A 24,078-nucleotide genomic window follows, 5' to 3' on the forward strand; every position below is an offset into this window, starting at 1 on the left:
AAGGTATTTTATTGAGTTATAATAATATTGTAAGCTAACTTAGTAGATCATAATATATGTTGTAAGATTATTAACTATATTTTGTGAGCAATATAAACGTTAAGTAACAAGGATAGACTATGGAACAAACACCTAAAGCAAACCGCGTGCATATAGGCTTTTTTGGTCGTTGTAACGCTGGTAAGTCTACATTGATTAATATGTTAACAGATCAGCCTGTATCCCTTGTATCTGAGGTGGCAGGGACAACGACAGACCCAGTGAGCAAATCCATGGAGATTTTACCATTAGGTCCTGTAGTGATTACCGATACAGCTGGTATAGATGATACAACTGAATTAGGTACATTGCGTATGGAGAAAACAGAAGAGGTTGTGAAAAAGATCAATCTCGCTGTTTATGTACTTCGTACCGATGAAGAACCAACTGCTGATGATATGCATTGGTTAGGGCTTTTAAAACAAAATAATGTGCCTATTGCGTTATTTATAAATGAAATCAATGCAGAAAATAAAGAAAAAGTTGAATCAAATACAGCTAATACAGCTAATACAGATAAAGTTGAATCAAATACATCTGCTTATATTAAAACTCATAAGGGGTTGTCTGATTTAGCTACCGTAATTGGTTCAGCCGATTTTACGTCTAATGAGAAACGTCTAGAATTACTAGATTTACTTGGTGGTTTAACACCACTTGATGTAGAAGGGGATCAAACTCTATTACAAGGTTTAGTAGAAGAGGGGGATGCCATCATTCTTGTGTGTCCTATTGATAGTGCAGCACCAAAGGGCCGCCTTATTTTGCCACAGGTACAAACCATTCGAGAAATTCTCGACTATAAAGGCTTAGCGCTAGTGTGCCAAACAGAAGAGTTACCGGCTATGATTAATTCTCTTAAGAATCCGCCTAAGATGGTTATCTGTGACTCTCAAGCCTTTGATCGGGTTGATGAGTTAACACCAGATACTATTCCATTAACATCGTTCTCCATTTTGATGGCTCGCTTTAAAGGAAAATTACAAGATTTAGTAGCTGGTGTAAAGGCGATTAAGAATTTGAAACCAGGTTCTAAGGTGCTTATCAGCGAAGGCTGTACACATCGCCGTCAATGTGATGATATTGGAACTGTAAAAATTCCTAATCTTCTTAAGAAGCAAGGTCATGCAGATTTACAGCTAGAATTTACGAGTGGGGGAGCCTTCCCAAAAGATGTATCTCAGTATGATTTAATCATCCACTGTGGTGCTTGTATGCTTACACGCCGCGAAGTATTACGACGCATTGAATGTGCCGTTGTACAAGGCACACCAATCGTAAATTACGGTGTACTCATAGCCACGCTACATGGTATACTAGAACGAGCGATAAGCCCATTTGTTGACGAATTAGAGGGCTAATAAAGTATTGTAATTTGTATCTAACACATATATGTAGATATAGCCTTACATACTTGTTATAGGAATTGTTATATAGATATCGCTTATCTATATTAGATACATTAAATATATTAAATTAAATTGTATACAGTCATTTAACTTTCACAATAAGAATGGTATAATTAAGTGTTGGAGTTTGAATGATTGTATAGGAAGGAATATACATGTTCGAATCGATTCAACCGTGGATTGGCATGGCAACCATCGTCCTTGTTATAGCGTTGTTAGTGTATTGTGTCATCTTGCACATTCGCTTAGGGAGTCTTAAAAAGAAATACGATTTCTTTATGCAAGGGGACAATGGTGCGAGCCTAGAACGTAAATTATCTGTAGAGGTTAGCGAAATTCGCGATGCTGCAAAAGGTCTTGAGACTATGATGACCGAGCAAGCGGCGATCCGCAATATTCAAAGCAATACGATACAAAAAATTGGCTTTATTAAATATAATGCCTTTGAAAATATCGGTAATGATTTGTCTTTTGCACTTACATTACTTGATGGCAACAATAACGGTATCTGTATCTCCAGTATTTACGGTCGTAGCGAATCCCGTATTTTTAGTAAACCTATTGTGAAAGGTAAAAGTCTCGTAAGTCTTTCACAAGAAGAATTAGAGAGTTTGAACGAAGCGTTGGGCGAGCGCACCAATGAGGAAGCGTTAACGAGCGCCATCGTTTCTAAATAAGGAAGGTTTGTATTGAAAGTACCGGCATTTATTTCAAACAAAGTTGAAAGAAATGGTGACAACTGCATATTGACATTAACAACCAAGCAAGCGAAGGTTGCAGCTATTGTAAGCTCTATTATAATTATCGCTGCATTGGTTCTCGGCATTTGGGGCATCGTGCGCCAAGCTGAGGTTGTACAATTACGCCAACAGACACAATTACAATCTGAACAGCTAAAATTGTTACAACAAAAGACAGATGTTTTAGATAAGAAAATTCAAAACTTAAATCAAATTAGCGAAGAAAACAAGCAAATGCTGAAGGGCGCTGAATCTGGCACACCATCTCAAGGTGGCGGGGACGGTAGCAACCCAAAGCAGCCAGCCGCTGATGAAAGCGAAGTAAAGACGCTAACAGCGGCACAATTATCAGCTCGTCTGTCCAAAATGGACAAGGACGCACAAAAATTGCTAGTTAGCTTCTATACAATGCGTAATATCCTTCGTGATGGTGGGGCGCAAGACCTTATGGCTATGCAATCCATTAACTTCTCTGCTGGTTCTGGTGGTGTTACGAATAACACTACACCAAGTATCTGGCCGAGCAAGGGCGTTATTACCTCTCCATTTGGTAGCCGTGTGGACCCTGTAACGGGCGCTATCGGTGCATTCCACGAAGGGGTAGATATTGCGGATGACTATGGTACACCAATTGTGGCAACTGCTGCGGGCGTTGTAACCTTTGCCGGTTATACAGACGGCGGTTATGGTAACCTCGTTGAAATCGATCATGGCAATGGCTTCGTAACCCGTTATGGCCATAATAGTGCTGTATTGGTAACTGTAGGTATGAGCGTAAAACAAGGTCAAACAATTGCCTTGATGGGCAGTACTGGTAAAAGTACAGGCGCTCACGTTCACTACGAGGTACGACTCAATGGATCTCCTACAGATCCTATGATCTTTTTACCAATTAGTAACTAAAATAAAACATAATTCATAGAAAAAAGAACTTGTTATGCGTGTAAATGCACTAATAGCAAGTTCTTTTTCTTTATTTTTGCATATATATATTGTAAAATAAAAGTATATGAACGGAGGTATATCTATGAAGGCCTATGTACAAGTTTATACCGGCGAAGGCAAGGGCAAAACGACCGCTGCTATCGGTTTAGCAATCCGTGCCATCGGTGCTGGCAAGAAAGTCCTCTTTTTGCAATTTATGAAATCTAAAGTATATAGTGAACATACTATTTTACCTACCTTACAGAATTTAACCTTAGAAACCGTGGGCAAACCATTCTTTATCATCAAAGAAGGGATGAAAAGCAAGGATGAACTCGCTAAATGGGGCGATGAAGTCGTTGTCTTTGAATCCGGTAATCCGCCAAAAGACTATGTAGCGCTCATTGAAAAAGGCTACGAACGCGCACTGGCTGCTATTAGCAGTGGGGAGTACGATCTCGTCGTTCTTGATGAATACAACATGGCGCTCTTCTTTGAACTTATTACATGGGATAAAACAAAGGCTTTGCTCGATGCTCGTCATCCAGAAACGGAACTCGTATTTACGGGCCGTGGGGCTCCTCAAGAATTAATCGACGAGGCAGACCTTGTAACGGAAATGAAAGAGGTTAAACATTACTACCTTCAAGGCGTAATGGCTCGAAAAGGTATTGAAAACTAATCATAGGTACACCTAAGGAGGTGATGTGGTTGAGTACATTGGCTATTGTGGCCCTCGTTATTGTGGCCATCATTGCAGCACTCATCTTGATTATCCTACTGACACCAATCACATATAGCATCGAAATTAACGGACGCTCGCCATATCGAGGCGAGGTGCGCGTCAAATGGCTGTGGCGTGTATTTTCACTGCATCTAGCATATTTGCAGGACAAACCATTTTTTAAGGAATTATATATTTTGGGTATGCTCAAGATTGGTCCTGTGAAAGACTATGAAGAATGGCTTGAAAATCGCGTTGACGAAGAATACCAAAAAGTTGTGGACGAAGACGATGATATGTCACAAGCAGAGGCCTTTGCTAAGGCGATGCAAGGGGGTGGACAAGGCCCTTCTGCAAGCTCTAGTGGCACTAGCTTTGAAGATTTGAAGAGCTCTCAACGTTCTGACGCTACCTTTGATGATGAAGAATCACCAGGGGCCGGTAAATCTCAAAATCCAAATGAACGCATTGAACGTCCTGAACAAGCTTCTAAGGATATGGATGCACAGGCTCGTGCTGACCGGTATGACTCAATTCAGCAAGATCCAACATCCCATATTAAAAGCGATGACGAAACAGTGAGCCGCGTTACTTTCAACAGTGACGGTTCTATCAAGGAAAAGGTATTTACGAAGGTGAAAGACCTCAAAACGACGGTTAAACATCGTTTTGAAAAACCAGATCCAAACGATCCGGTAGCATCATTTAAGTCTAAAATTCCTACATTCTGGTTCATGAAACATGTACAAAATACAGAATTATGGCACCAGCTATTCCTTGTTTCGAAGCGATGTTATGACCACTCTAAACCACGGGATGTGGCCATAGAAGGTCGATTTGGTGTTGGTGACCCATATCGTATGGGGATTATCGCATCTATGCTGTACAGCATTTGGCCTGAACAAGCTGAGAACATCGAGCTCGATTATGTAAATTGGGCCGGTGAAGGTAGTGGTCATATTAAAGGGCGCATCATTTTAGCTGTCATGGCTTGGCATGGTACAAGATTCTTATTATCTAAACCAATGCGTTCCCTATTGGGTGAAAGTGCTCGCGTCTTCTGGGTGAAACGGAAGGAATCTAAGCAGTTAGAAAAGTTGAAAGCCGAACAAGGTCAAACAGCGTAAGGATATATTAAGTCAACTAAGTAAATGAGCTGTATTAAGACAATATATAAGGTCTACAAATAATGTATATGTCATATAGAAGTAAATACATAGTATAAAAACCTAAGTATTGAACGTACAGCAATGATACTTTCACAAAAAGCGGAGGTACTGTGATGGAAAACAGTAATGTAAAAGAGAATTTGGAAGTCCTATTCGAGAAATTCAAAAATATGATTAAGGTGGAAACTGTAGTAGGCGAAGCTGTGCAAATCGGCGATACTACACTTGTTCCATTCGTAGACGTAACATTTGGTTTCGGTACTGGTACAAACCATAATACTGCTAATAAAAACCACGAATGTGGCGGCGGTGGCGGCGGTGCCAAAATGGAACCAAGCGCTATCCTCGTTATTAAAGGCGAACGCATTGAGTTGTTCAACATTAAAGGCAACCCTTACAGCAGCAGCTTCGATCGTCTTATCGGTTTGGTGCCTGACCTCGTGTCCAAATTGAAATCCGATAAATACATTTATTTGAACGATGAACAATAATTCGATGTCGAATTATAAATACTAGGTGAAAGCCGTAATACCCACATGTGTGCTCTGAATATGTCCGTAGCGACTGCTATTATAGCTTCAGAGTATACTTGTGGGTATTATTTTAACTTCTATAGACTTTCATAAGCATTTCATAGGGCTTTATTATGCTATGTAACATAGTCTTGTGAAAGTTAGCGAGATTTGTTATAGTAAAAATAGTACACTATTGGATTGTATAGTGACACTTTTATTTCGAGGAGGATTTCAGATGAAATTATCTAAAAAATTAACTACCCTAGCTATCGTTGGTGCTATGTCTGCTACTGCTGCAGTAGCAAGTGCTGCTAACATTGGCTTAGTAAATATGAGCCAAGTAGTAAATAGCTACCCTGGCTATGGTGCATTAGATATGAAAATGCAACAAGTAGACGCTCAATACCGTCCACAAATTGAGAAAAAAGTACAAGAAATTGAAAAAATTCAAGATCAAACTCAAGCAGAAGCTGAATTCAATAAATCCGTAGCTCCATTGCTTCAAAAAGAAAACGATGAAATCAACAAAATTGCTCAACCTATGATGCAAGCAATTCACAATGCAGTTGAAACTATTCGCGTTGAGAAAAAAATGGATGTAGTATTGGATGATCCATACACAATCCGTGCGGCTGACGCTAACAGCAAAATCGAAAACATTACTAACGAAGTAATTAGCCGTCTTAAAAAATAATATATAAATAATCGACCTCTAGTTGAAAAATCAACTAGAGGTCTTTTAGTTTAAAGGACTTTTTAATTTATATAGCGAATTATAAACATTAAAAGCGTAATATATCTTATTGCAATTATAGCAATATAGTTCTTAAATTAATCGTCATGATGCAATTTAGTTATGTTCCTATGTCTTGAGATATTCATTAATTATGATATACTATAGATAGTGAATAGACTTCAACGCTAAGGGCGTTGGTCACTAAGGCGCTATCTGTAGATAGTGCCTTTTTTATTTATATAGGAGTATTAATTATGGCTTTTGATAAACCATTTCTAGATATAGATAAGCAACTAGATTTATTAGAATCTCGTAATCTTATTATTTCTAATAGAGATAGAGCAAAACGCCTTATTATGACATCTTCGTATTATGATTTAATTAACGGATATAAGTCTGTATTCATGTCTTCGAATGATAGGTTTAAGTCTAATGTACAACTAGAAGATATTTATATTTTTTCTTTTATAGATAAAGGGCTTCAATCTGTAACCATGAAATATAGCCTAATGATTGAAACGTTATTTAAGACAAGACTTTCTTATGTAATATCAAACTATTTAGGGGTACATCAAGATGATTATTTACATGCTAGACACTATAAAAGGCAGGTAAAACATCTAAGTTTTTCTAATGTAAAACAAGAAGTTAATAAACAACTCGATATTAGTAGTGCTAAACAACCTACTAAATATTATCTAAAACACCATAATCATGTACCGCCTTGGATTTTATTTAAAAATATTTCTTTTGGTAGTGCTATTAATATATTTAGATTGTTAAGCACAAAGCATAAAAGAGAAGTTGCTAATCTTTTACTTCCTACTAATTTGATTACATATAAAGATAAAATAGAGTTATTAATTAATACATTAGAAGCAATTCGTCGTTTCCGTAATTGTGCAGCTCATAGCTTAAATTTCTTTGGTTGTCGAACTGTATATAATATACCCGGTAATATATTATATACTATCGTCCCCAATGGTGTACTTAAGCGTGAAAAAGGTGAGATTACAAATAAAGATAAGAAGTCATTAAAAGGAATTTATGGTGTATTAATTATGACTGCATTATTATTAAATGATAAGTTACTTGTTAGTTCCCTTATAGCTGAATGTAGAAGTATTTTTAAGCCAGAAATTAGTGAAGATGATGATTCAAAGCATATTGCAGACTTAATTAATGAGTTAAAAAACAAATATAAAGAAGCTACACAGATTCCTATAGATTTTATTGATAGACTCGAAATTATATATAAATCAATTAAATAAATAATACTAAAAACTTATAATTGGTAGATTTTAGTATTTTTCGATTAAAATAGGATGCTTGATGTATCATTAAGGAGTGAGATCTAATGAAAGATTTTAAAGCATTAGCCACAGAGCGGTATTCAGTTCGAAAATTTGATACGAAGCTCGTTGAGCAAGAGAAATTAGATATCTTGTTAGAGGCAGCGAGATTAGCACCTACGGCTCATAATTATCAGCCGCAACGCTTACTTGTGCTGAATACGACAGATAGTCTTAATAAACTAAAAGACTGCACGAATGGCCACTTCAATACGCCGATGGCAATTATTGTTTGTTATGATAATACAGTGAGTTGGAAACGGGAATACGATGATGCGGATATGGGCGTTGTAGACGCAAGTATTGTAGGTTCTCACCTCATGTTTACCGTGGCAGATATAGGTCTAGGAACAACTTGGATTGCTCATTTTGATCCCCGTAAAGTACGGGCAGCCTATGCTTTGCCTGATAACATCATACCTGTAGCGATATTCCCAATCGGTTATCCTCATCCCGATTGCGTACCTGCCCCGGGCCATACAAAACGAGCTGATGTAAGTGACTTTACAATCTATAACTCCTTTTAATTTCTTCAAAATGTAAGCTCTATAAAATGTAAGCACTACAGAATTTAAGTAATACAAAAAAGGCGGTTAATCAATTACGATTAACCGCCTTTTCTAATAGTGTTTGTAGGTTCTGTTAGTATTTATTCTGGTTTGTGGATAAGATTTACTACGAATTCGCTGTCTTCAACAAGTGTTGCTTGGATGTAGTTGTCGCCGTTGAATTCTAATACTTGGCCTGGTACAAGTACATGTTCTTCAGTTTCGTTAAGGAATACTTGTACTTTACCTTTTACTACTGTAAAGATGACATTTGCTTCTGGGTGGTTGTGTTTTTCAACTTGTTCACCAGCTTTGCCGCCTTTTTTTACGATTACATAGTTAGGACCTTGGAATAATAAACCTAACTCTTGATTAACTGTGCCTGCCATAATAGACCTCCTAATTCTAGCTTTTTATGTTCTGAAAGCTGACGCTATTACTTAATTAAATGAACTTATGTAATTACCTTATGTCTATATTATAAATGATATTGCTTATCAATGCTGTGCCTATAGCTACAGTTTTGAAAGAAATATATATTAAATATAGATTTAAAATGGGCGCAAAAACGAACGAAAATATTTACGTTCGTTTTTACGCCCGTTTTCGTTCGTTTATAGTCTATAAACAAACGAAATGTTATGTATTTATTATTTATTTTTTCTTAATTGTATATAAGCGTGTGCCGTTTTCTTCAGTCGTTACAAGTTCAAAGTTAGGATCTACCGCTTTTACAAAGGCTTCGAACCATGTTTGGTACGCAAGTGCCATGAATTTAGGATCAACGCCTGCTGTACGCCAGTAGCCTGCTTGTAATCTGTGATCGCCAACCCATGTGAATTCGTCAGGGCTTTCAGAAACAACTTGGTCACCACCATCGCAAGGCATGCCATTTACGTAGAAGTTTTGAAGTGCATTGTAAATAGCTGGTGCAGTGTGCTCTTCAAGGCTGTCTTGCGCCACAACGCCACATGCTTGGCCTTGTACAGCAAACGCATCAAGAATAGCTGTTACTACGTTCACCGCTTCGTCGCCGGAGTTAGTGTCGAGCAAATCTTTGATGAAAGCTGCTTCGCGAACAGATGCGATGTTAATTTGGTTGGACAACCAGCCATGGATATTACCATGATCGATGATGTTTTCAAGTGGAATACTTGGGTTGATTGGCTCACCGTAAGTATCTACGGAGATGGAGTGCAATTCCTCTGCCAAATCATCAACAACTTTAGTTGTTTTTTCTAAAATCAAGTTTTCACGCTCAACGAGCAATTGAATTTTACGATATAACCAGTAATGGATGTGACCTAAGAATGCGGACATATTAAGCTCCTTTTCGTGCTGTTTCTAATTTTTGAACTAAATCGTATACATTAACACCGTGAATTTCTGCAGCTTGCCATAATGGTTCAGCTGTAGAAGATGGGCAACCAAGGCAACCCATGCCGATGCTTTGTAACACAGGTACTACATTTGGATAGGTATCTACGATATCGCGAATGATTGTATCTGGTGTAATAGGGGCACCTTCTTCGAGGCGTGGTGCTTCTGGTTCAGGATCGTTACCATGACCAGGCAAGAACACAGCTGGTTCGTCGGATTTGCTTTCAGCTGGAGCACCTTCAAGGTCGCCCAATACAGCTGCTTTGAAAGCCTCTAAACCAATGCGGTCAATGAATTCGCCCATGCGCTCGATTTGTGCATTTTCTTTATAGTATGCAATGATACGATCTACTAATGCAAGAGCTTCTTTTTCAGTTGTTACTTCAGCGATGAGGTCGCCAATGCGTGGATGAGCACCACCGCTACCGCCAGCGTATACGTTCCAGCCCTCTACAGTACCGATAATACCAACATCTTTCATGCGGCTTTCAGTACAAGAGTTAAGACAACCGGACACGCCGATTTTCATTTTGCTTGGCATTTCTTGAGACAAATATTTGCGCTCAATTTGCATGCCAAGATGTACGCTATCTTGTTTAGCACGTTTACAGAATGTAGTACCTGGGCAGATTTTTACGCTGCGCACGCGATTAGATACAGTGTACGCTGGCTCCATGCCAAGCATCTCCCAAGCTTTATCTACGTCTTCTGCTTTCAAATTCGTAATCATAATGCGTTGGCTGCCAGTCAATTTAAGAACGGCGCCGAACTCATTAGCTACGTCGATATATTTTTGTAATTGTTCAGGTTGAATGAAACCTGCAGGAACGCGAGGTGTAATTGCATAACGGCGTTGACCGTTTTTAATGCGTTGTAAATTTGCTGCAATTTGTGCCATGTTAAATCCTTTCTCGAGCCCTCTCTGCGGAGAATAGTGGCTAAAACTACTTAGTTAATCTATGTGATTCTTTGTTTGTAATCTATATACGCCGTTGGGTTTTGTGAAAGCTTCGCACGTATACGAACAGCGTGATGAGATCAACTAGGCGATGCCTCACCAAAACCCGGCGTAACGATCAGTACGGGTATTAAATACTGACCTGATGTTCCTAGTATAAACTATTTTAACACGTAATAATGTAACCTAAGCTACAAAAATGAAAAATTTCAATATTAATTATTAATAGCATATATGATTTATAATACTAGATGTTATAAAATAATTTACCTAATTGGTAAATTGTATATTTACATTTGTATTTGAGAGAGTATAATAGAATTAACCTACTAGGTAAATTATTATAAATGGCCATTTATATTGTATCAACCATTCACTATGATTTGAGAGAGTCGGTGACATGTTGATGGGCTGTTTCACGTAGTAGAGATTCAAGAAATTATTGATTATCATTAGTATAGGAGATATACATATGAAGATATATGAGAGTAAAACTTTTATTGCTATACCGCCTGGAATGACAATAAAAGAGGTTTTAGAAGATAGACATATGTCCCAAAAAGAATTAGCTACACGAATGGACATGAGTGAGAAACACATTAGTAAGCTCATTAATGGAGAAGTACCACTAACGCAGGATGTGGCAATGCGTCTTGAACGGGTATTTGGTGTAGAGGCAAGTTTTTGGAATGGTCTAGAAGCTAATTACAGAGAAAAGATATTAAAAGTGGAGTATGAAAACTCCATTGATGAAGAAATTAATTTCGCTAAGCCCTTTGGTTATGCTAAGCTTGCACGTTTGGGTATCGTTCCAGAAACGAAAAAGGTAGCTGAACAAGTCAATAATCTACAGAAGTTTTTTGAGGTAGCTTCTTTAAAAAATGTAGCTAATGACATGATTATGCCCTTAGTATATGAAAATATTAAGGATATGGAACCAGCTAAAAAGAGTGCCATTTATATACTAGTACAAATCACAAAAGGACAGGGTCGTTTTGTAGAGGTCAATCCTTACGATGCGGAGTTATTAAGAAAATTTATACCAAAAATTAAGGACCTTTCTAGTGAACCTTTAATCGGTGTGAAAGAGCCTCTCAAGGATATGCTAGCAGCATGTGGCGTAATTATTGTATATTTGCCAATTCTTGATAACATAACCTCTACATGTATTACCTATTCCAAAGGAAACTCCATTGTTCTTGGTATACCAACGGAAGATTCTGATGATTTTTGGAATTTATTAGACCAGGCTTTACATAATTTGGTAGAACGAGACTTTCCACACAGTAATCGGAAATATCGCAACAATGATCCTGTAACCGTGGTGAATTATTAATTCAGATTTTGTAAATAGGTAAGGTGTTACTTCTTAGGCTTTTCTTAGGGCATTCATCATGCAATTTGTAAGGACTTTCAAAGTACAATCCGTAGGACTCTCATCCTGTAACAAAATAGCGTATAATAGACATATAGAATATTATTGATATAGGAGATACAATGAAAGTCCTTTACGATACAATTTTAAAAGCGAAATATACAGGTCGCCCGAACCGTTTTGTGGTGACTTTAGATTTAAATGGTGAAAGCGTGCTCGCTCATTTGCCAAATCCTGGTCGTATGTGGGAGCTCTTATTTACGGGTGTAACGATGTACATCGTGCCTCATGATAAACCGGATGCAAAAACGAAATATCGCGTGGTCGGCATCGAGCGCGATGGCGTCGTGATTATGCTCGACACCAACTACAGCAATGATGTAGCGCAGCATTTGATTGAAAATAAACTCATCCCTGGATGGGAGGAGTGGCGCGTTGTACGACGTGAATATACAGTTAAACTACACGGTACATCATCTCGCTTTGACTTGCTCCTCACCAATGATAAAGGTGATGAGTTCCTGTTAGAGGTTAAGTCTTGTACGCTATTCTCCAAGACGGGTGCTATGTTCCCTGATGCTATTACAGAACGAGGGCGCAAGCATTTATTGCATTTGAAAGAATTGCAAAACGAAGGCTACCACACAGGTGTTCTATTCCTCGTACAATGGGATAGAGCGCAGTGGTTCTTGCCAGACTACCATACAGATTTGGAGTTTGCGAAAACCTTTAAAGAGGTAGCATCTTCTTTAGACTGGAAAGCCGTTGCGGTGGCGTGGGATGATACTTTTACCATGCCCACTGTAACCCATGAATGTTCCTATCCGAGTAGCATTCTCGACACAGAGGCTCACGATAGTGGCGTGTACGTAATGGTCATGCATCTCGACCATGATTTAGACCTTGAGATCGGCTCTAAAGGAATGATGCATTTCAAGGCGGGCTACTATATGTACGTAGGCTCTGCGAAGGCGAATTTAACGAAGCGCATTGAGCGCCATAAACGAAAACGGAAGAAAATGCACTGGCATCTAGATTACTTCCGCGGTCACTGCGAAATGATAGCAGGTCTGCCGATTCGTACTAGCTGGGCTGATGCGGAATGTGCTCTCGCTGATGCGGTCCGTGGCGTTGCCGAATGGGACGTGCCTAAATTTGGATCCTCTGATTGTGACTGTAAAAGCCACCTATTTGGGATGACGGAAAATCCGATACATAATCAATCCTTTATGAATGTGGTGGAAGATTATCGCATGAATATGTTGGATGCGCTAGTTAAGTGATTATTGTTGGGGCCCCGTCACATAGTGGTTTACTAGTTAAAAAAGTTAGACACTTATTCCTTCGCTCCATAGTGACCTAAGTCGCTCATTCATAAGTGTCTAACTTTTTTACAACCCTATATGTGGACTAGTCCCAACAACAAAAGCACTTTTCCTTTCGCATGGGGCGAGGCCCCTAATTGGGAGAGGCGGATAAAACAAAAGCTAAGTATTTGATCTCATTTAGATTTAAGGCAAAGAATGATTGGAAAGAAACGATGCTAACAGGCATTGGCAGTACTGGTAATGATACTTCAGGTGTGGAACGAGACTTTGTTAAGGTCTTGGACCATATGATATATCATGCAGTTCATTAAATAAGAAGCAGAAATAGTTTATAAGTATGAAATAAAATGAGATATAAATATAGAGGGGAATTATATGACATCTTTAGAAAATGCGATTACAGGAAATGTGATTGTATATCAAGCAGAGAATGAATCTGTTTCTACGAATGTTCTATTCAAAGATGAAACATTTTGGATGACACAAAAAGATATATCAAAACTATTTGATGTTAATCCACAGGCTATATCCAAGCATTTAAATAATATTTATTCTGACGGCGAATTAGAAAAGCTAGGAACTTGTTCCAAAATGGAACAAGTTCAAATAGAAGGAACTCGTACTGTTAAACGGGTAATAGATTTTTATAATCTTGATGCTATCATTGCGGTAGGTTATCGAGTAAATAGCAAAAAGGCAACTCAATTTCGAATTTGGGCGACAGGAGTTTTACGGGAATATATTATCAAAGGTTTTGCTCTTGATGATGTTATGCTAAAGAATGGACGTTCATTTGGACAAGATTATTTTAAAGAATTGCTACGAAGAGTCCGCTCAATTCGCGCTAGTGAACGACGCATATATCAACAAGTAACAGATATATTTGCTGCGTGTGCAATCGATTATGATGCACAATCACCTATTACTAGAGAATTTTTTGGAACGATACAGAATAAGTTTCATTATGCTATTACTGGTCAAACTGCTGCAGAGATCATTCATAGTCATGCAGATGCTACAAAGGATCATATGGGATTGACTACGTGGGAATCTGGACCGGAAGGGCGGATTTATAAGAAGGATGTAATCGTAGCAAAAAATTATTTATCTGTTGAAGAGATTGAACAACTTGAGCGAATGGTATCCTCATTTTTTGATTATATAGAACGTATTATTGAACGACGTGAAACATTTACTATGAAAGCGTTTATTGAAAGTGTAGATAAGTTTTTAGACTTTAATGAGTATCAAATCCTAACAAACAAAGGACTTATTTCTATGACACAAGCACAGAAGAAAGCTGTTAGTGAATATAAAACGTTTAATACACAACAGAAAGTAATTTCTGATTTTGATAAGTTTGTGAAAGAACATAGTTAATAATAAAGGGTTTATAGCCTTTATCCCTTAAAAATGCTATAATATTATGATGTATTATAATCAGTGTTAGTAAAATGAGGTGAGATTGTGGCAGACCAACAATGGTCCCACGGGAATATTCATCCCGTTCAGATTGATAAAGAAATGAAGAACGCCTATATCGATTATGCAATGTCCGTAATCGTAATGCGTGCTCTTCCAGATGTGCGCGATGGCTTGAAACCAGTACATCGTCGTATTTTGTACGCGATGCACGAAACAGGCATGACGCCAAATAAACCGTACAAGAAATCCGCTCGTATCGTCGGTGACGTACTTGGTAAGTACCATCCACATGGTGATAGATCCGTTTACGACGCAACGGTTCGTTTAGCGCAAGATTTCAATACGCGCTACCTCTTGGTAGACGGCCACGGTAACTTTGGTTCCATCGACGGTGATAGTGCCGCTGCGATGCGTTATACCGAAGTACGTATGGCGAAAATTACGCAAGAAATGCTCGCTGATATTGACAAGGAAACTGTTGATTTCATGCCGAACTATGATGAAAGCTTGCAAGAACCTACTGTATTGCCAGCGAAGATTCCAAATCTTCTCATCAATGGTTCCAGCGGTATCGCCGTAGGGATGGCGACAAATATTCCGCCGCATAACCTTAACGAGGTATGTAATGGCCTTACCATGCTCATCGATAATCCAGATGTAACTGTGGACGAATTGATGACGCAAATCAAAGGTCCAGACTTCCCGACTGGGGCGCTCATTTTGGGCCGGGAAGGCATTAAAAAAGCATACTCAACAGGTCGTGGTAGCGTAAAAATGCGCGCTCGTGCAACCATTGAAGAAATGGCGAAGGGCAAGCATAAAATCGTAGTGACTGAAATCCCATACCAAGTTAACAAGGCTCGCGTTATTGAAACGATTGCGAACTTGAGCCGCGATAAGGTTATTGATGGCATCACAGCACTTCGCGACGAATCTGACCGTCAAGGTATGCGCATCGTTATCGAATTGCGCGCTGACGTGCAACCAGATATCGTTCTTAACAAATTATATAAACACACTCAACTTCAAGAATCTTTCGGCGTGATTATGTTGGCTCTCGTAGACGGTCATCCTCGCGTATTGAATTTGAAAGAAGTATTGGGTTACTACTTAGATCATCGTCTCAATGTAATCGTACGCCGCACTCAATTCGAGCTTAACAAAGCTGAAGCGCGTGCACACATCTTGGAAGGCTTATTGATCGCCCTTGACCACATCGATGAAGTTATCGCTACAATCCGCAGTTCTCAAACTGACGAAATTGCACGTAACGCATTGATGCAAAAATTCGGGCTTTCAGAAAAACAAGCAGTAGCCATCCTCGACATGCGTTTGCGCCGTTTAACAGGTTTGGAACGCGAAAAAATCGAAGAGGAATACAAGGAATTGTTGGCATTGATCGAAGACTTGAAAGCTATCTTGGCTAGCGAAGCGCGTCAACGTCAAATCATCAAAGACGAACTAGAAGATATGAAGAAGAAATACGGCGACCCTCGTCGTTCTGAAATCACAATCGATACGTCTGATCTTGATGTAGAGGACCTCATCGCTGATGAAGAGATGGTTATTACCTTGACTAAACAAGGTTATATCAAACGGATGAACGCGAACGTATATCGCAACCAACATAAAGGTGGCGCTGGCGTTATCGGCATGAAGACGAAGGAAGACGACTATGTAACGCAAATTATGCATGTTCGCACGCATAATACATTGCTATTCTTCACGTCCACAGGCCGTACATACCGCCTCAAAGCATACGAAGTGCCAGAAGCAGGTTCCCGTAATTCTCGCGGTACTGCTATGGTTAACGTATTGCCATTGGCTGTAGGCGAATCCGTTACGACTATGATCGACCTTGAACGCGTTCAAGAAGATGTAAACTTATTCATGGTAACTGAGTTTGGCGTTGTTAAACGTACAGCTATCGAAGAATATCGCAACATTCGTCGTTCTGGTCTCAATGCTATCAACCTCGACGAAGGGGATCACTTGATTTCCGTCAACGTAACGACTGGTAACCAAGACATCTTGATTGGTACTAAATTGGGTATCGCTATTCGTTTCAGTGAAAATGATGTTCGTCTTATGAAACGTGCAGCTCACGGCGTGCGCGGCATTAAACTCAATGCAGGCGACGTGGTTGTAGGCGCGGGTGTTCTTAATGCTGATGAAAGCGAAGCACAAGTGTTCACTATCTCCGAAGAAGGTTTCGGTAAGCGCAATGATGCGGAAGCTTACACATTGCAAAAACGCGGTGGTAAAGGCTCTAAGAACTTCAAGATTACGAACAAAACTGGGGACGTAGTATCCGTAGAGGTTGTTCATAACGATGACGAAGTAATGCTTATCTCTGAACAAGGTAAGATTATTCGCTTCAATATGAACGATATTGCTGTTAAAAAAGGCAAAGCTATTTCTGGTGTGAAAACACAAAACCTCGACGAAGGTGATAAAGTAGCTAGCATTGCTGTTATTCCAGGTTCTGAAATCGAAGAAGACGTAACTGAAGAATAATAAGCTGAAGAACATTAAGCTCATAAGTTCATAAGCTAACGAGCTAAATAAACTAATAAGCTAATGAGCTAGAGCATACTATAAGTCATATAATGAAGTAATTAAGATACAAATATGTAAGTAACTATGGGCGGCCATCTTAGATGGTCGTCTCTAGCGTTAAGGAGTTAGAAATGAAAAAATGGTTAGCTGCTATGTTTGCAGCAGGGGTTTTCTTTGTAGGTGGCTTTGGCCAAGCGAGTGCCGCTGATTGGTACTATATCGATGCTGATGCTGATGATGCAGCGTGGTTCATCGACAACTCTTCTGTATATAAAACAGATGATGCGGCAACAGTACTTGTTAAAATTAACAATGTAGAAGGTTTCACATACATTTACACAGTACGCATTGATCGTAAAGAAAAAACATGGACAGAACTTGATACAACAGTATACAGTGCTGCAGGCGTAGCGTTATTGTCTAGCAAAGAAGCACAAAAACCTACAAAAATTGAAGATGATACCATGGGCGCGGAAGTTATGCAGGCCCTATGGGGTAAATAATCCAACAATTTAATAGAAGCTGATATTCGCTCTGTCTAGTTAGATATTCAGAACGTATAAGTAGCCCCGAACTATTCTGAAAGCCTCCATAGTGAACTAAGTCGTTTTCAGAACAGTTCGGGGCTTTCTATTTTCTTACCAATCTTACAGGGCGAATATCAGCCATCAAATACGTTGGATTATTTAAAGTCCATAGGGGCCTCGCTAGACGTTCCTTAGGGTTCTATATAATTTATGCATTTAATAGAGTTTTTATTAGTAATATGCAATTATGGTGTTATAATGAAGGCGTAGGGAATTTATGGTATGCAGATTGCATAGTTATTTGAATTTTATAGTCAGGAGAGAATAGTTATGAAGAAATGGTTTGCTTGTTTAGCAGTAGCCGGTTTGTTATTTAGCGCTGGTGTGGGTGTATCTCATGCTGAAAGTTGGTATGCATTAGAAACAGATCAAGCCGGTCGTACTGGTTACATCGATAATGATTCTGTTAATAAAAATGATGCTCAAGCTACATTGCGCTTAAAGATTGTAGATCCTAATGGAGATCATTCTATTTATACGATGACATTCAATCGCGCTGATAAAACAGTGCAGCTTATTGATGTTACAACATATAATCCACAAGGCTATATGATTGGTTCTGAAACATTAGCAAATACAAAAGTACAAATACAAGAAGGAAGTAATTTAGATCACGTGTATCACTTGATTTGGTAAATTTCCTCTTTAGTTTTAGAAAACGGGATATATCTCTACGTCCTCCAAAGCGAGCTAAGTCGTCCTATGAGATATATTCACCCGTTTTCTCATTCCTTGATGAGGAAATGTGTCCAAAACGGCGTTTCGGGAGAGTCGGTCTCAAAGAGATAGAACTATTTCTGCACGTATGATTAAATTTACTCAAAACTACGTAGGGGAATAAATTATTCCCTTATTTTATGGCAGAATATAAGGGATTAGAGAGTACGGTAAGGGATTATCAATGAAATTTATAAAGGTTGAGCACGTTTGTCTTTCATAAAATATTTAGTTTTATCGAATATACTAGATTTCGTATTCTTGTATTTAAATCGAGAGGTAAACATATGAAAAAAACATTGGCAGCTGTTTTAGCAGCAGGCGCTTTATTGATTGGTGGCATCGGTAGTGTTGATGCAGCAAATTGGTATACTGTTGGTACTGATAGCAATGGTATTACTTGGTCTATCGATAATGATTCTGTTAAAAAAGATGACAAAAAAGCTGTTTTGGATATCAAAGCTATGGATTACGAAGGTTATCATTACATCGTAACTGAAGAGTTCAATCACAAAAAACGGGAAGTAAAAGATATTAAGGTTACTCTTTACAATCCACAAGGTTATGTTGTGAAAGAGGAAAAACCTAATAAAGATAGCCGTAAGGTTGAACAAGGTACTCCTGCATATGCTGTGTACACACTTATCTGGGGTGACAAATAATCTAATCCTCCGAGGATTATGATTTTTGGTGAAAGCCTACATACGCACGTTCTCATTTGAGGGCGTGCGTTTTTTTGTGTAACAATCCTATGTATTTTGAGTATTTAAGTAAAGAAACTATGCGTTAACTTTCAATTCCCTAAAAATTGGTGAATTATTTATCCATTCGTGGTACAATGGGAACAATATTGCACATTTTTTGCAAAAAAGTGTGACATTTCTACATAGTATAAACTTTCACTATAGCGTATACTAAAGGTAAGATGTGGAAGTGCGCCTTGAGCATAGTGCTCTGTAGTTTGGCTTACTTCTTTTAAAGGTTTGATAGTTCTAGTTTGTTAGAGGAGGTCCTCATGTCTCAATACGAATTTATCGATAAACGCGTGCCGATTGCGCTCGACAATCCATCCATTTATCACGACATTTCTAAGTGTAAAAACTGTACGTTATGCCGTCGCGCTTGTGCGGACGTAATGAGCGTACTCGACTACTACGATCTCGATGCAAATGGCGATGTGCCTGTATGTATCCACTGTGGTCAATGTGCGGCTGCATGTCCATTCGACTCTATGCATGCTAAATCTGAGCTTGAAAAGGTGAAAGCAGCTCTTGCAGATCCTGAGAAAATCGTGGTTATTCAAACAGCTCCAGCTGTTCGTGTAGCTATCGGAGAAGGCTTCGGTTATGAACCAGGTACATTCCTTGAAGGTAAAATGGTTGGTGCATTGCGTGCATTAGGTGCAGACTATGTAGTAGACACTAACTTTGGTGCAGACTTAACAATTATGGAAGAAGCATCTGAGCTTGTAGAACGCCTTAAAAATGGTGGTCAAATTCCTCAGTTCACAAGCTGCTGCCCAGCGTGGGTACGCTTTGCGGAAATCTACTTCCCTGAGTTGATTCCTAACTTGTCTTCCACACGTTCTTGTATCGCTATGGAAGCCGCTATGATTAAAACTTATTTTGCTGAGAAGAAAGGCATTAATCCTAGCAACATCGTGTCCGTATCTGTAAATCCTTGTACTGCTAAAAAAGCAGAAACAAAACGGGAAGAAGAAAATGCAGCGGCTCGTTACCATAATGATGAATCCCTTGGCATGGATACAGATATTTCCATCACAACTCGTGAGTTCATCCGTTGGATTCAAGAGGAAAACCTAGACTTCAATGCCATTGAAGAATCCCAATTTGATGACTTAATCGGTATGGAAACTGGGGCCTCCATCATCTTCGGTAACACTGGCGGTGTTATGGAAGCAGCTATGCGTACAGCATACAAGCTTATCACTGATAAAGAGCCACCTCCATATGCATTGACACACCTCGAAGATGTTCGTGGTATGGAAGGCGTTAAAGAGGCTACTGTTCAACTAGGTGATGATGTAACCTTGTCTGTTGCTGTAGTACATGGCGGTAAAAACACACGTGACTTCCTTAATGCTTTGAAAGATAGCGGTAAACACTATGACTTCATCGAAGTTATGGCTTGCCCAGGTGGCTGTATTGGTGGCGGCGGTCAACCGCGCACTAAATTGCCTCAAGCTGTGAAAACTAAGGAAGCTCGTATTGGCGGTCTTTACGAAGCTGATGCGAACTACAAATGGGTTGCTTCCTATGAAAACCCAGAAATCCAAGCTTTATACAAAGACTTCTTGGGTGAACCATTGGGCCATAAGGCACATGAACTCTTGCATACACATTACACAGACCGCAGCGCGGTTCTTGGTGATCGCAAAGACGTAACACCTGAAACATGCCCAACATCCCCTAAATATAAGGGCTAATTGTATTATCATGTAGCTAATTCGGTCAGTACGAGTCGTTTCGAATGTAACCTGCCGATACGAACATCTATACATTGGCGTGATTAGACTAGTATATGGGTAACTAACTGAACATACATAAATCCTACGGGTCATGAGTGACTTGATACTTGTGTAGATATTGACTACTGAGTGTCACCTTACATGCGATTCGTAGGATTTTTATGTTTATCCTTATTATGGATTCATGACGATTGAGTACCTCGTATATCAATACTTACAATTACTTTATAACTTTATTATGATAAATTAGTATAGAAAATCAGCTTTTATATGAGGAAAAGATGAATTATATAGTGTATAATATATAGATAAGTAATGTGTAAGAGAGTTCAGCAAGGAGTTTTGTGGAGAGATGAACTTGTTTTTACGGCGTGCCTTATGTGGCATGGCCTTAATAGTCGCCGCCATCGGTACTGCGGGATGCCAACATGAGAGTCAGGCAGAGCAGGAAGAGGTACGAACTGTATCGTATCGGGCCGTCATGCAATCAGATAAGCCTGTTTCAGAAAAGGTGAACACCTGGCTTGGGGCTATGTCTCAAGAGGACAAGATAGGCCAGCTGATGATGATTAGCCTTCATGGCAGTACGATAGGACAGTCCCAAAAGGATGTCATCAGGAAATATCGTGTGAGCGGCGTTATGCTAACTAATGAAAATCTACATAATAAAAATCAAGTGAAAGCTTTTACCAGCGATATCATGCAAACGGCTACAACGGCGAGTATGGTGACGCCATACATCGGCATCAATCGGGATAAGGTGTTGCGTACGAATGAAAGTTTCTTGCGCTTGCCAGAGCCAAATCGTTGGGGGCAACTACCGATGGAACGGATCATCAATTTGGCGACTCGATCGGCCATCGAAATGCACGATATGGGCTTTAACCTCATCGTGGGACCGAATGCAAACCTAGGGGTGCCAAATGTGTCCTATACATCTGATCCGACTTGGGCAGGATATATGGACCTAGCTATGGCGGAGCGTTACCAAATCAACCACATGTGGTTTGGCTATAACTACTTCCCAACAGTGAGCCTTGGTGATGCATCCTTTGAGACTGCTAATGATGCGAAGGCCTACCTAAATAACAACGATGTGTCCGTATTTAAACGCCTCATTACACAGACGACAGCGAATACGTACATGCTCGTCATAAGCCATGTGCAAATCCCTGCCATCGATAATGAACACCTAGCGAGTAACTCGAAAGCAATCATAACGGACTGGCTACGACACGAGATAGGCTATAACGGCGTGGTTATGACCGACCGTGTCGATGTAGGGGCATTGCAAGCAAACCAAAAGATAGGGGACTTTGCAGTTAATTCCATCGTAGCAGGTAGTGACCTCGTCCTCCTTGATGCAGATACGGGTCACATCGATGAAGTCCATCGCGCACTTACGCAAGCGGTGGCGAACGGAACTATTTCAAATGACCGACTCAATGATGCGGTTAAGCATATTTTGCTTATGAAGATGCAAACTCAAATACAACAATAAAAAAATAACTACAACAATAAAGAAACAACTATAACAATAAAGAAACGACTATATAAATATCCTTATTACATACGAGTCATATGACGTGCTATACCTTATGGTAGGCACGTCTTTTTATATGTGTTGATTATAAAAAAAGATTATATACGGAATATTGTATGTTGGTGTGACGAGGATAGATCTATAAGAATACAGTAAATATAAGGGGTTTCACAATCGAATGGGTAAAAAATAAACCATAAAATAAGTATATTTTATGCGTAAAAAATTTAACATAATCAAAAGTCATGTTAATAATATGAAAATAAGTTTAAAAATGATTTAAATTTATGATATAATAATCTCCATAGACAGTTGGAGGTGAGAGTATATGAATTTTGTGGGACGTGCTGAGATTATAGAGAGTATCCAGTCCCGTATCGCTGAGGGCAATATGAGCTTGTGTGTTGTGTACGGTCCTCATCGCAGTGGTAAATCCTATGTGGCTTCGCAGCTTGTACGCCGTCATAAGGCGTTGTATTTGGCGGGGCGCATGGCCAATGAATCAGTCCATGTGGCTGATATGAATAGAGCTCTTGAGGCACGTTTTGTTCCGACTGATGCTCAGGACAAGTTCGAGCCGATAGATAGCTTGCACCAAGCCTTTGTAGGGCTTTTTGAAAGCAGTGTGAAAACTCCGCAAACCGTGGTGATTGATGACTATCCTTCCTTGGTGGAGGCTGTGCCGCAATTCCCTATTCACTTGCGTGATTTATTAGATACTTATAAAGATACGAGCCATTTAAACATCATTTTGTTTGCAAATGGCCTAGAACAGCTGGATGGCCGCATCATTGGCGAGCGCAGCCTCATCGGTCCGTTCGTGTCCGAATACTTTGAGGTGAAACCATTCTCCTTGGTGGATATGAAATCCTTGGGACTTCACTATGCTAAGGACGATTTGCGCACTGTATTCGCCGTAACAGGCGGTTTGCCTGCGTACGTGCAGTACTTTGATAATGGTGAAAGCATTGATACGAATATCATTAATTTGTTCTTCTCCGTATCAGGCGCTCTATTTGAAGAGACACAGCATATCTTACATCGAGATATGAAAAATATAACAGGTGCTAATGCTATCTTGTCTGGCCTTGCTACCCTTGAAAGACCATACTACGTGGAGCTTTTACAAGCAAGCCAAATTAAAAGCGGCACCTTTACATCTCGTTTGAACGATCTTATGTCCATGGGGCTCGTAGGTCGCATTCAAGCCAATAGCCGTGGACCTGCGAAATACGCAGACTACCACTTTACCAATAGCATGTTCCATTTCTGGTACCGCTATGTGTATAAATACTGGGGCGACATCGTGCGCGGTAACGGCGCTGATGTGTACCACACACATGTAAAACCGCAGCTTAAAGACTTTGTGCAAGCGGCGTGCATTGCTATCTAATCCAAGATTGATTATATTTGCCAATCTTTGATTGCGTACTATTACCCAATGATAGTACTATATTCCTCTTATAAAAGGGGCTGTAACAGAATGCGGTTTTACCGCATTCTAGTTGCAGTCCCTTTAAAATATAAGAAACACCAAGAAAATTAGATTTGTAAAATCTTAT

The 24,078-nt window shown here is 39.4% G+C and carries 23 protein-coding genes; 20 read left to right on the forward strand and 3 right to left on the reverse strand.

Annotated elements, in window-relative coordinates; genetic code table 11:
- The first annotated feature begins 119 nt into the window (after positions 1 to 119).
- The 9 genes from hydF to KH109_RS07380 all read left to right on the forward strand — a co-directional run bounded on the left by hydF (position 120) and on the right by KH109_RS07380 (position 8,135).
- Positions 120 to 1,400, forward strand: coding sequence for a [FeFe] hydrogenase H-cluster maturation GTPase HydF (gene hydF / locus KH109_RS07340; RefSeq protein ID WP_295217564.1), 1,281 nt, complete (start codon positions 120 to 122; stop codon positions 1,398 to 1,400).
- Positions 1,401 to 1,603: 203 nt separating this feature from the next.
- Positions 1,604 to 2,125, forward strand: a complete 522-nt coding sequence (locus tag KH109_RS07345) for a DUF4446 family protein (protein ID WP_024064314.1) — start codon at positions 1,604 to 1,606, stop codon at positions 2,123 to 2,125.
- Positions 2,126 to 2,137: 12 nt separating this feature from the next.
- The gene (locus tag KH109_RS07350; protein WP_295217585.1) at positions 2,138 to 3,091 is read left to right on the forward strand and encodes a M23 family metallopeptidase; all 954 of its coding nucleotides are present in this window, start codon (positions 2,138 to 2,140) and stop codon (positions 3,089 to 3,091) included.
- Positions 3,092 to 3,215: 124 nt separating this feature from the next.
- Entirely contained in the window at positions 3,216 to 3,794 is a 579-nt protein-coding gene (locus KH109_RS07355; RefSeq protein ID WP_060924854.1) for a cob(I)yrinic acid a,c-diamide adenosyltransferase, read from the forward strand.
- A gap of 29 nt (positions 3,795 to 3,823) precedes the next feature.
- Positions 3,824 to 4,963: a hypothetical protein gene (locus KH109_RS07360; RefSeq protein WP_295217597.1), complete on the forward strand. Its 1,140-nt coding sequence runs from the start codon at positions 3,824 to 3,826 to the stop codon at positions 4,961 to 4,963.
- A gap of 155 nt (positions 4,964 to 5,118) precedes the next feature.
- Complete coding sequence (locus KH109_RS07365) at positions 5,119 to 5,496, forward strand: spore germination protein GerW family protein (RefSeq protein ID WP_005384862.1); 378 nt, start codon at positions 5,119 to 5,121, stop codon at positions 5,494 to 5,496.
- Between the two features lie 259 nt (positions 5,497 to 5,755).
- Positions 5,756 to 6,214, forward strand: coding sequence for an OmpH family outer membrane protein (locus KH109_RS07370; RefSeq protein WP_060924853.1), 459 nt, complete (start codon positions 5,756 to 5,758; stop codon positions 6,212 to 6,214).
- 296 nt (positions 6,215 to 6,510) lie between these two features.
- Positions 6,511 to 7,527 (forward strand): Abi family protein, encoded by a 1,017-nt coding sequence (locus KH109_RS07375; protein WP_295217607.1) that lies wholly within the window; start codon positions 6,511 to 6,513, stop codon positions 7,525 to 7,527.
- An 86-nt stretch (positions 7,528 to 7,613) separates the two neighbouring features.
- Positions 7,614 to 8,135 carry a nitroreductase family protein gene (locus tag KH109_RS07380; RefSeq protein WP_295217613.1) on the forward strand — a complete coding sequence of 174 codons (522 nt, stop codon included), beginning with the start codon at positions 7,614 to 7,616 and terminating at the stop codon, positions 8,133 to 8,135.
- 122 nt (positions 8,136 to 8,257) lie between these two features.
- Here KH109_RS07380 and KH109_RS07385 read toward each other — a convergent pair whose 3' ends face one another.
- From KH109_RS07385 to KH109_RS07395, 3 genes are all read right to left on the reverse strand, one after another.
- The gene (locus tag KH109_RS07385; protein WP_009351598.1) at positions 8,258 to 8,545 is read right to left on the reverse strand and encodes a Cro/Cl family transcriptional regulator; all 288 of its coding nucleotides are present in this window, start codon (positions 8,543 to 8,545) and stop codon (positions 8,258 to 8,260) included.
- A 265-nt stretch (positions 8,546 to 8,810) separates the two neighbouring features.
- Complete coding sequence (locus KH109_RS07390) at positions 8,811 to 9,476, reverse strand: hypothetical protein (protein ID WP_295217622.1); 666 nt, start codon at positions 9,474 to 9,476, stop codon at positions 8,811 to 8,813.
- A gap of 1 nt (position 9,477) precedes the next feature.
- Positions 9,478 to 10,434, reverse strand: a complete 957-nt coding sequence (locus tag KH109_RS07395) for a DUF1858 domain-containing protein (RefSeq protein WP_060924850.1) — start codon at positions 10,432 to 10,434, stop codon at positions 9,478 to 9,480.
- A gap of 532 nt (positions 10,435 to 10,966) precedes the next feature.
- Here KH109_RS07395 and KH109_RS07400 point away from each other — a divergent pair.
- The 11 genes from KH109_RS07400 (at position 10,967) to KH109_RS07450 (ending at position 23,909) form a co-directional block, all read left to right on the forward strand.
- Complete coding sequence (locus KH109_RS07400; RefSeq protein ID WP_295217648.1) at positions 10,967 to 11,830, forward strand: HigA family addiction module antitoxin; 864 nt, start codon at positions 10,967 to 10,969, stop codon at positions 11,828 to 11,830.
- 161 nt (positions 11,831 to 11,991) lie between these two features.
- Positions 11,992 to 13,152 carry a DNA/RNA nuclease SfsA gene (sfsA, locus tag KH109_RS07405; RefSeq protein ID WP_295217653.1) on the forward strand — a complete coding sequence of 387 codons (1,161 nt, stop codon included), beginning with the start codon at positions 11,992 to 11,994 and terminating at the stop codon, positions 13,150 to 13,152.
- 179 nt (positions 13,153 to 13,331) lie between these two features.
- Positions 13,332 to 13,508 carry a hypothetical protein gene (locus KH109_RS07410; protein WP_295217661.1) on the forward strand — a complete coding sequence of 59 codons (177 nt, stop codon included), beginning with the start codon at positions 13,332 to 13,334 and terminating at the stop codon, positions 13,506 to 13,508.
- Positions 13,509 to 13,572: 64 nt separating this feature from the next.
- Complete coding sequence (locus KH109_RS07415; protein WP_295217673.1) at positions 13,573 to 14,577, forward strand: virulence RhuM family protein; 1,005 nt, start codon at positions 13,573 to 13,575, stop codon at positions 14,575 to 14,577.
- An 87-nt stretch (positions 14,578 to 14,664) separates the two neighbouring features.
- Positions 14,665 to 17,139 carry a DNA gyrase subunit A gene (gene gyrA / locus KH109_RS07420; protein ID WP_295217685.1) on the forward strand — a complete coding sequence of 825 codons (2,475 nt, stop codon included), beginning with the start codon at positions 14,665 to 14,667 and terminating at the stop codon, positions 17,137 to 17,139.
- A 173-nt stretch (positions 17,140 to 17,312) separates the two neighbouring features.
- Positions 17,313 to 17,684 carry a hypothetical protein gene (locus tag KH109_RS07425; RefSeq protein ID WP_105093777.1) on the forward strand — a complete coding sequence of 124 codons (372 nt, stop codon included), beginning with the start codon at positions 17,313 to 17,315 and terminating at the stop codon, positions 17,682 to 17,684.
- 354 nt (positions 17,685 to 18,038) lie between these two features.
- Positions 18,039 to 18,404 carry a hypothetical protein gene (locus KH109_RS07430; RefSeq protein WP_295217702.1) on the forward strand — a complete coding sequence of 122 codons (366 nt, stop codon included), beginning with the start codon at positions 18,039 to 18,041 and terminating at the stop codon, positions 18,402 to 18,404.
- A 368-nt stretch (positions 18,405 to 18,772) separates the two neighbouring features.
- Entirely contained in the window at positions 18,773 to 19,147 is a 375-nt protein-coding gene (locus KH109_RS07435; protein WP_295217709.1) for a hypothetical protein, read from the forward strand.
- A gap of 353 nt (positions 19,148 to 19,500) precedes the next feature.
- Positions 19,501 to 20,931 (forward strand): [FeFe] hydrogenase, group A, encoded by a 1,431-nt coding sequence (locus KH109_RS07440; RefSeq protein ID WP_295217714.1) that lies wholly within the window; start codon positions 19,501 to 19,503, stop codon positions 20,929 to 20,931.
- 394 nt (positions 20,932 to 21,325) lie between these two features.
- The gene (locus KH109_RS07445; protein ID WP_295217722.1) at positions 21,326 to 22,474 is read left to right on the forward strand and encodes a glycoside hydrolase family 3 N-terminal domain-containing protein; all 1,149 of its coding nucleotides are present in this window, start codon (positions 21,326 to 21,328) and stop codon (positions 22,472 to 22,474) included.
- Positions 22,475 to 22,844: 370 nt separating this feature from the next.
- On the forward strand, positions 22,845 to 23,909 hold the full coding sequence (locus KH109_RS07450; RefSeq protein WP_295217732.1) for an ATP-binding protein: 1,065 nt from the start codon (positions 22,845 to 22,847) through the stop codon (positions 23,907 to 23,909).
- Positions 23,910 to 24,078: the final 169 nt, after the last annotated feature.

The sequence above is a fragment of the Veillonella sp. genome (assembly GCF_018381775.1).
Lineage (GTDB): Bacteria > Bacillota > Negativicutes > Veillonellales > Veillonellaceae > Veillonella.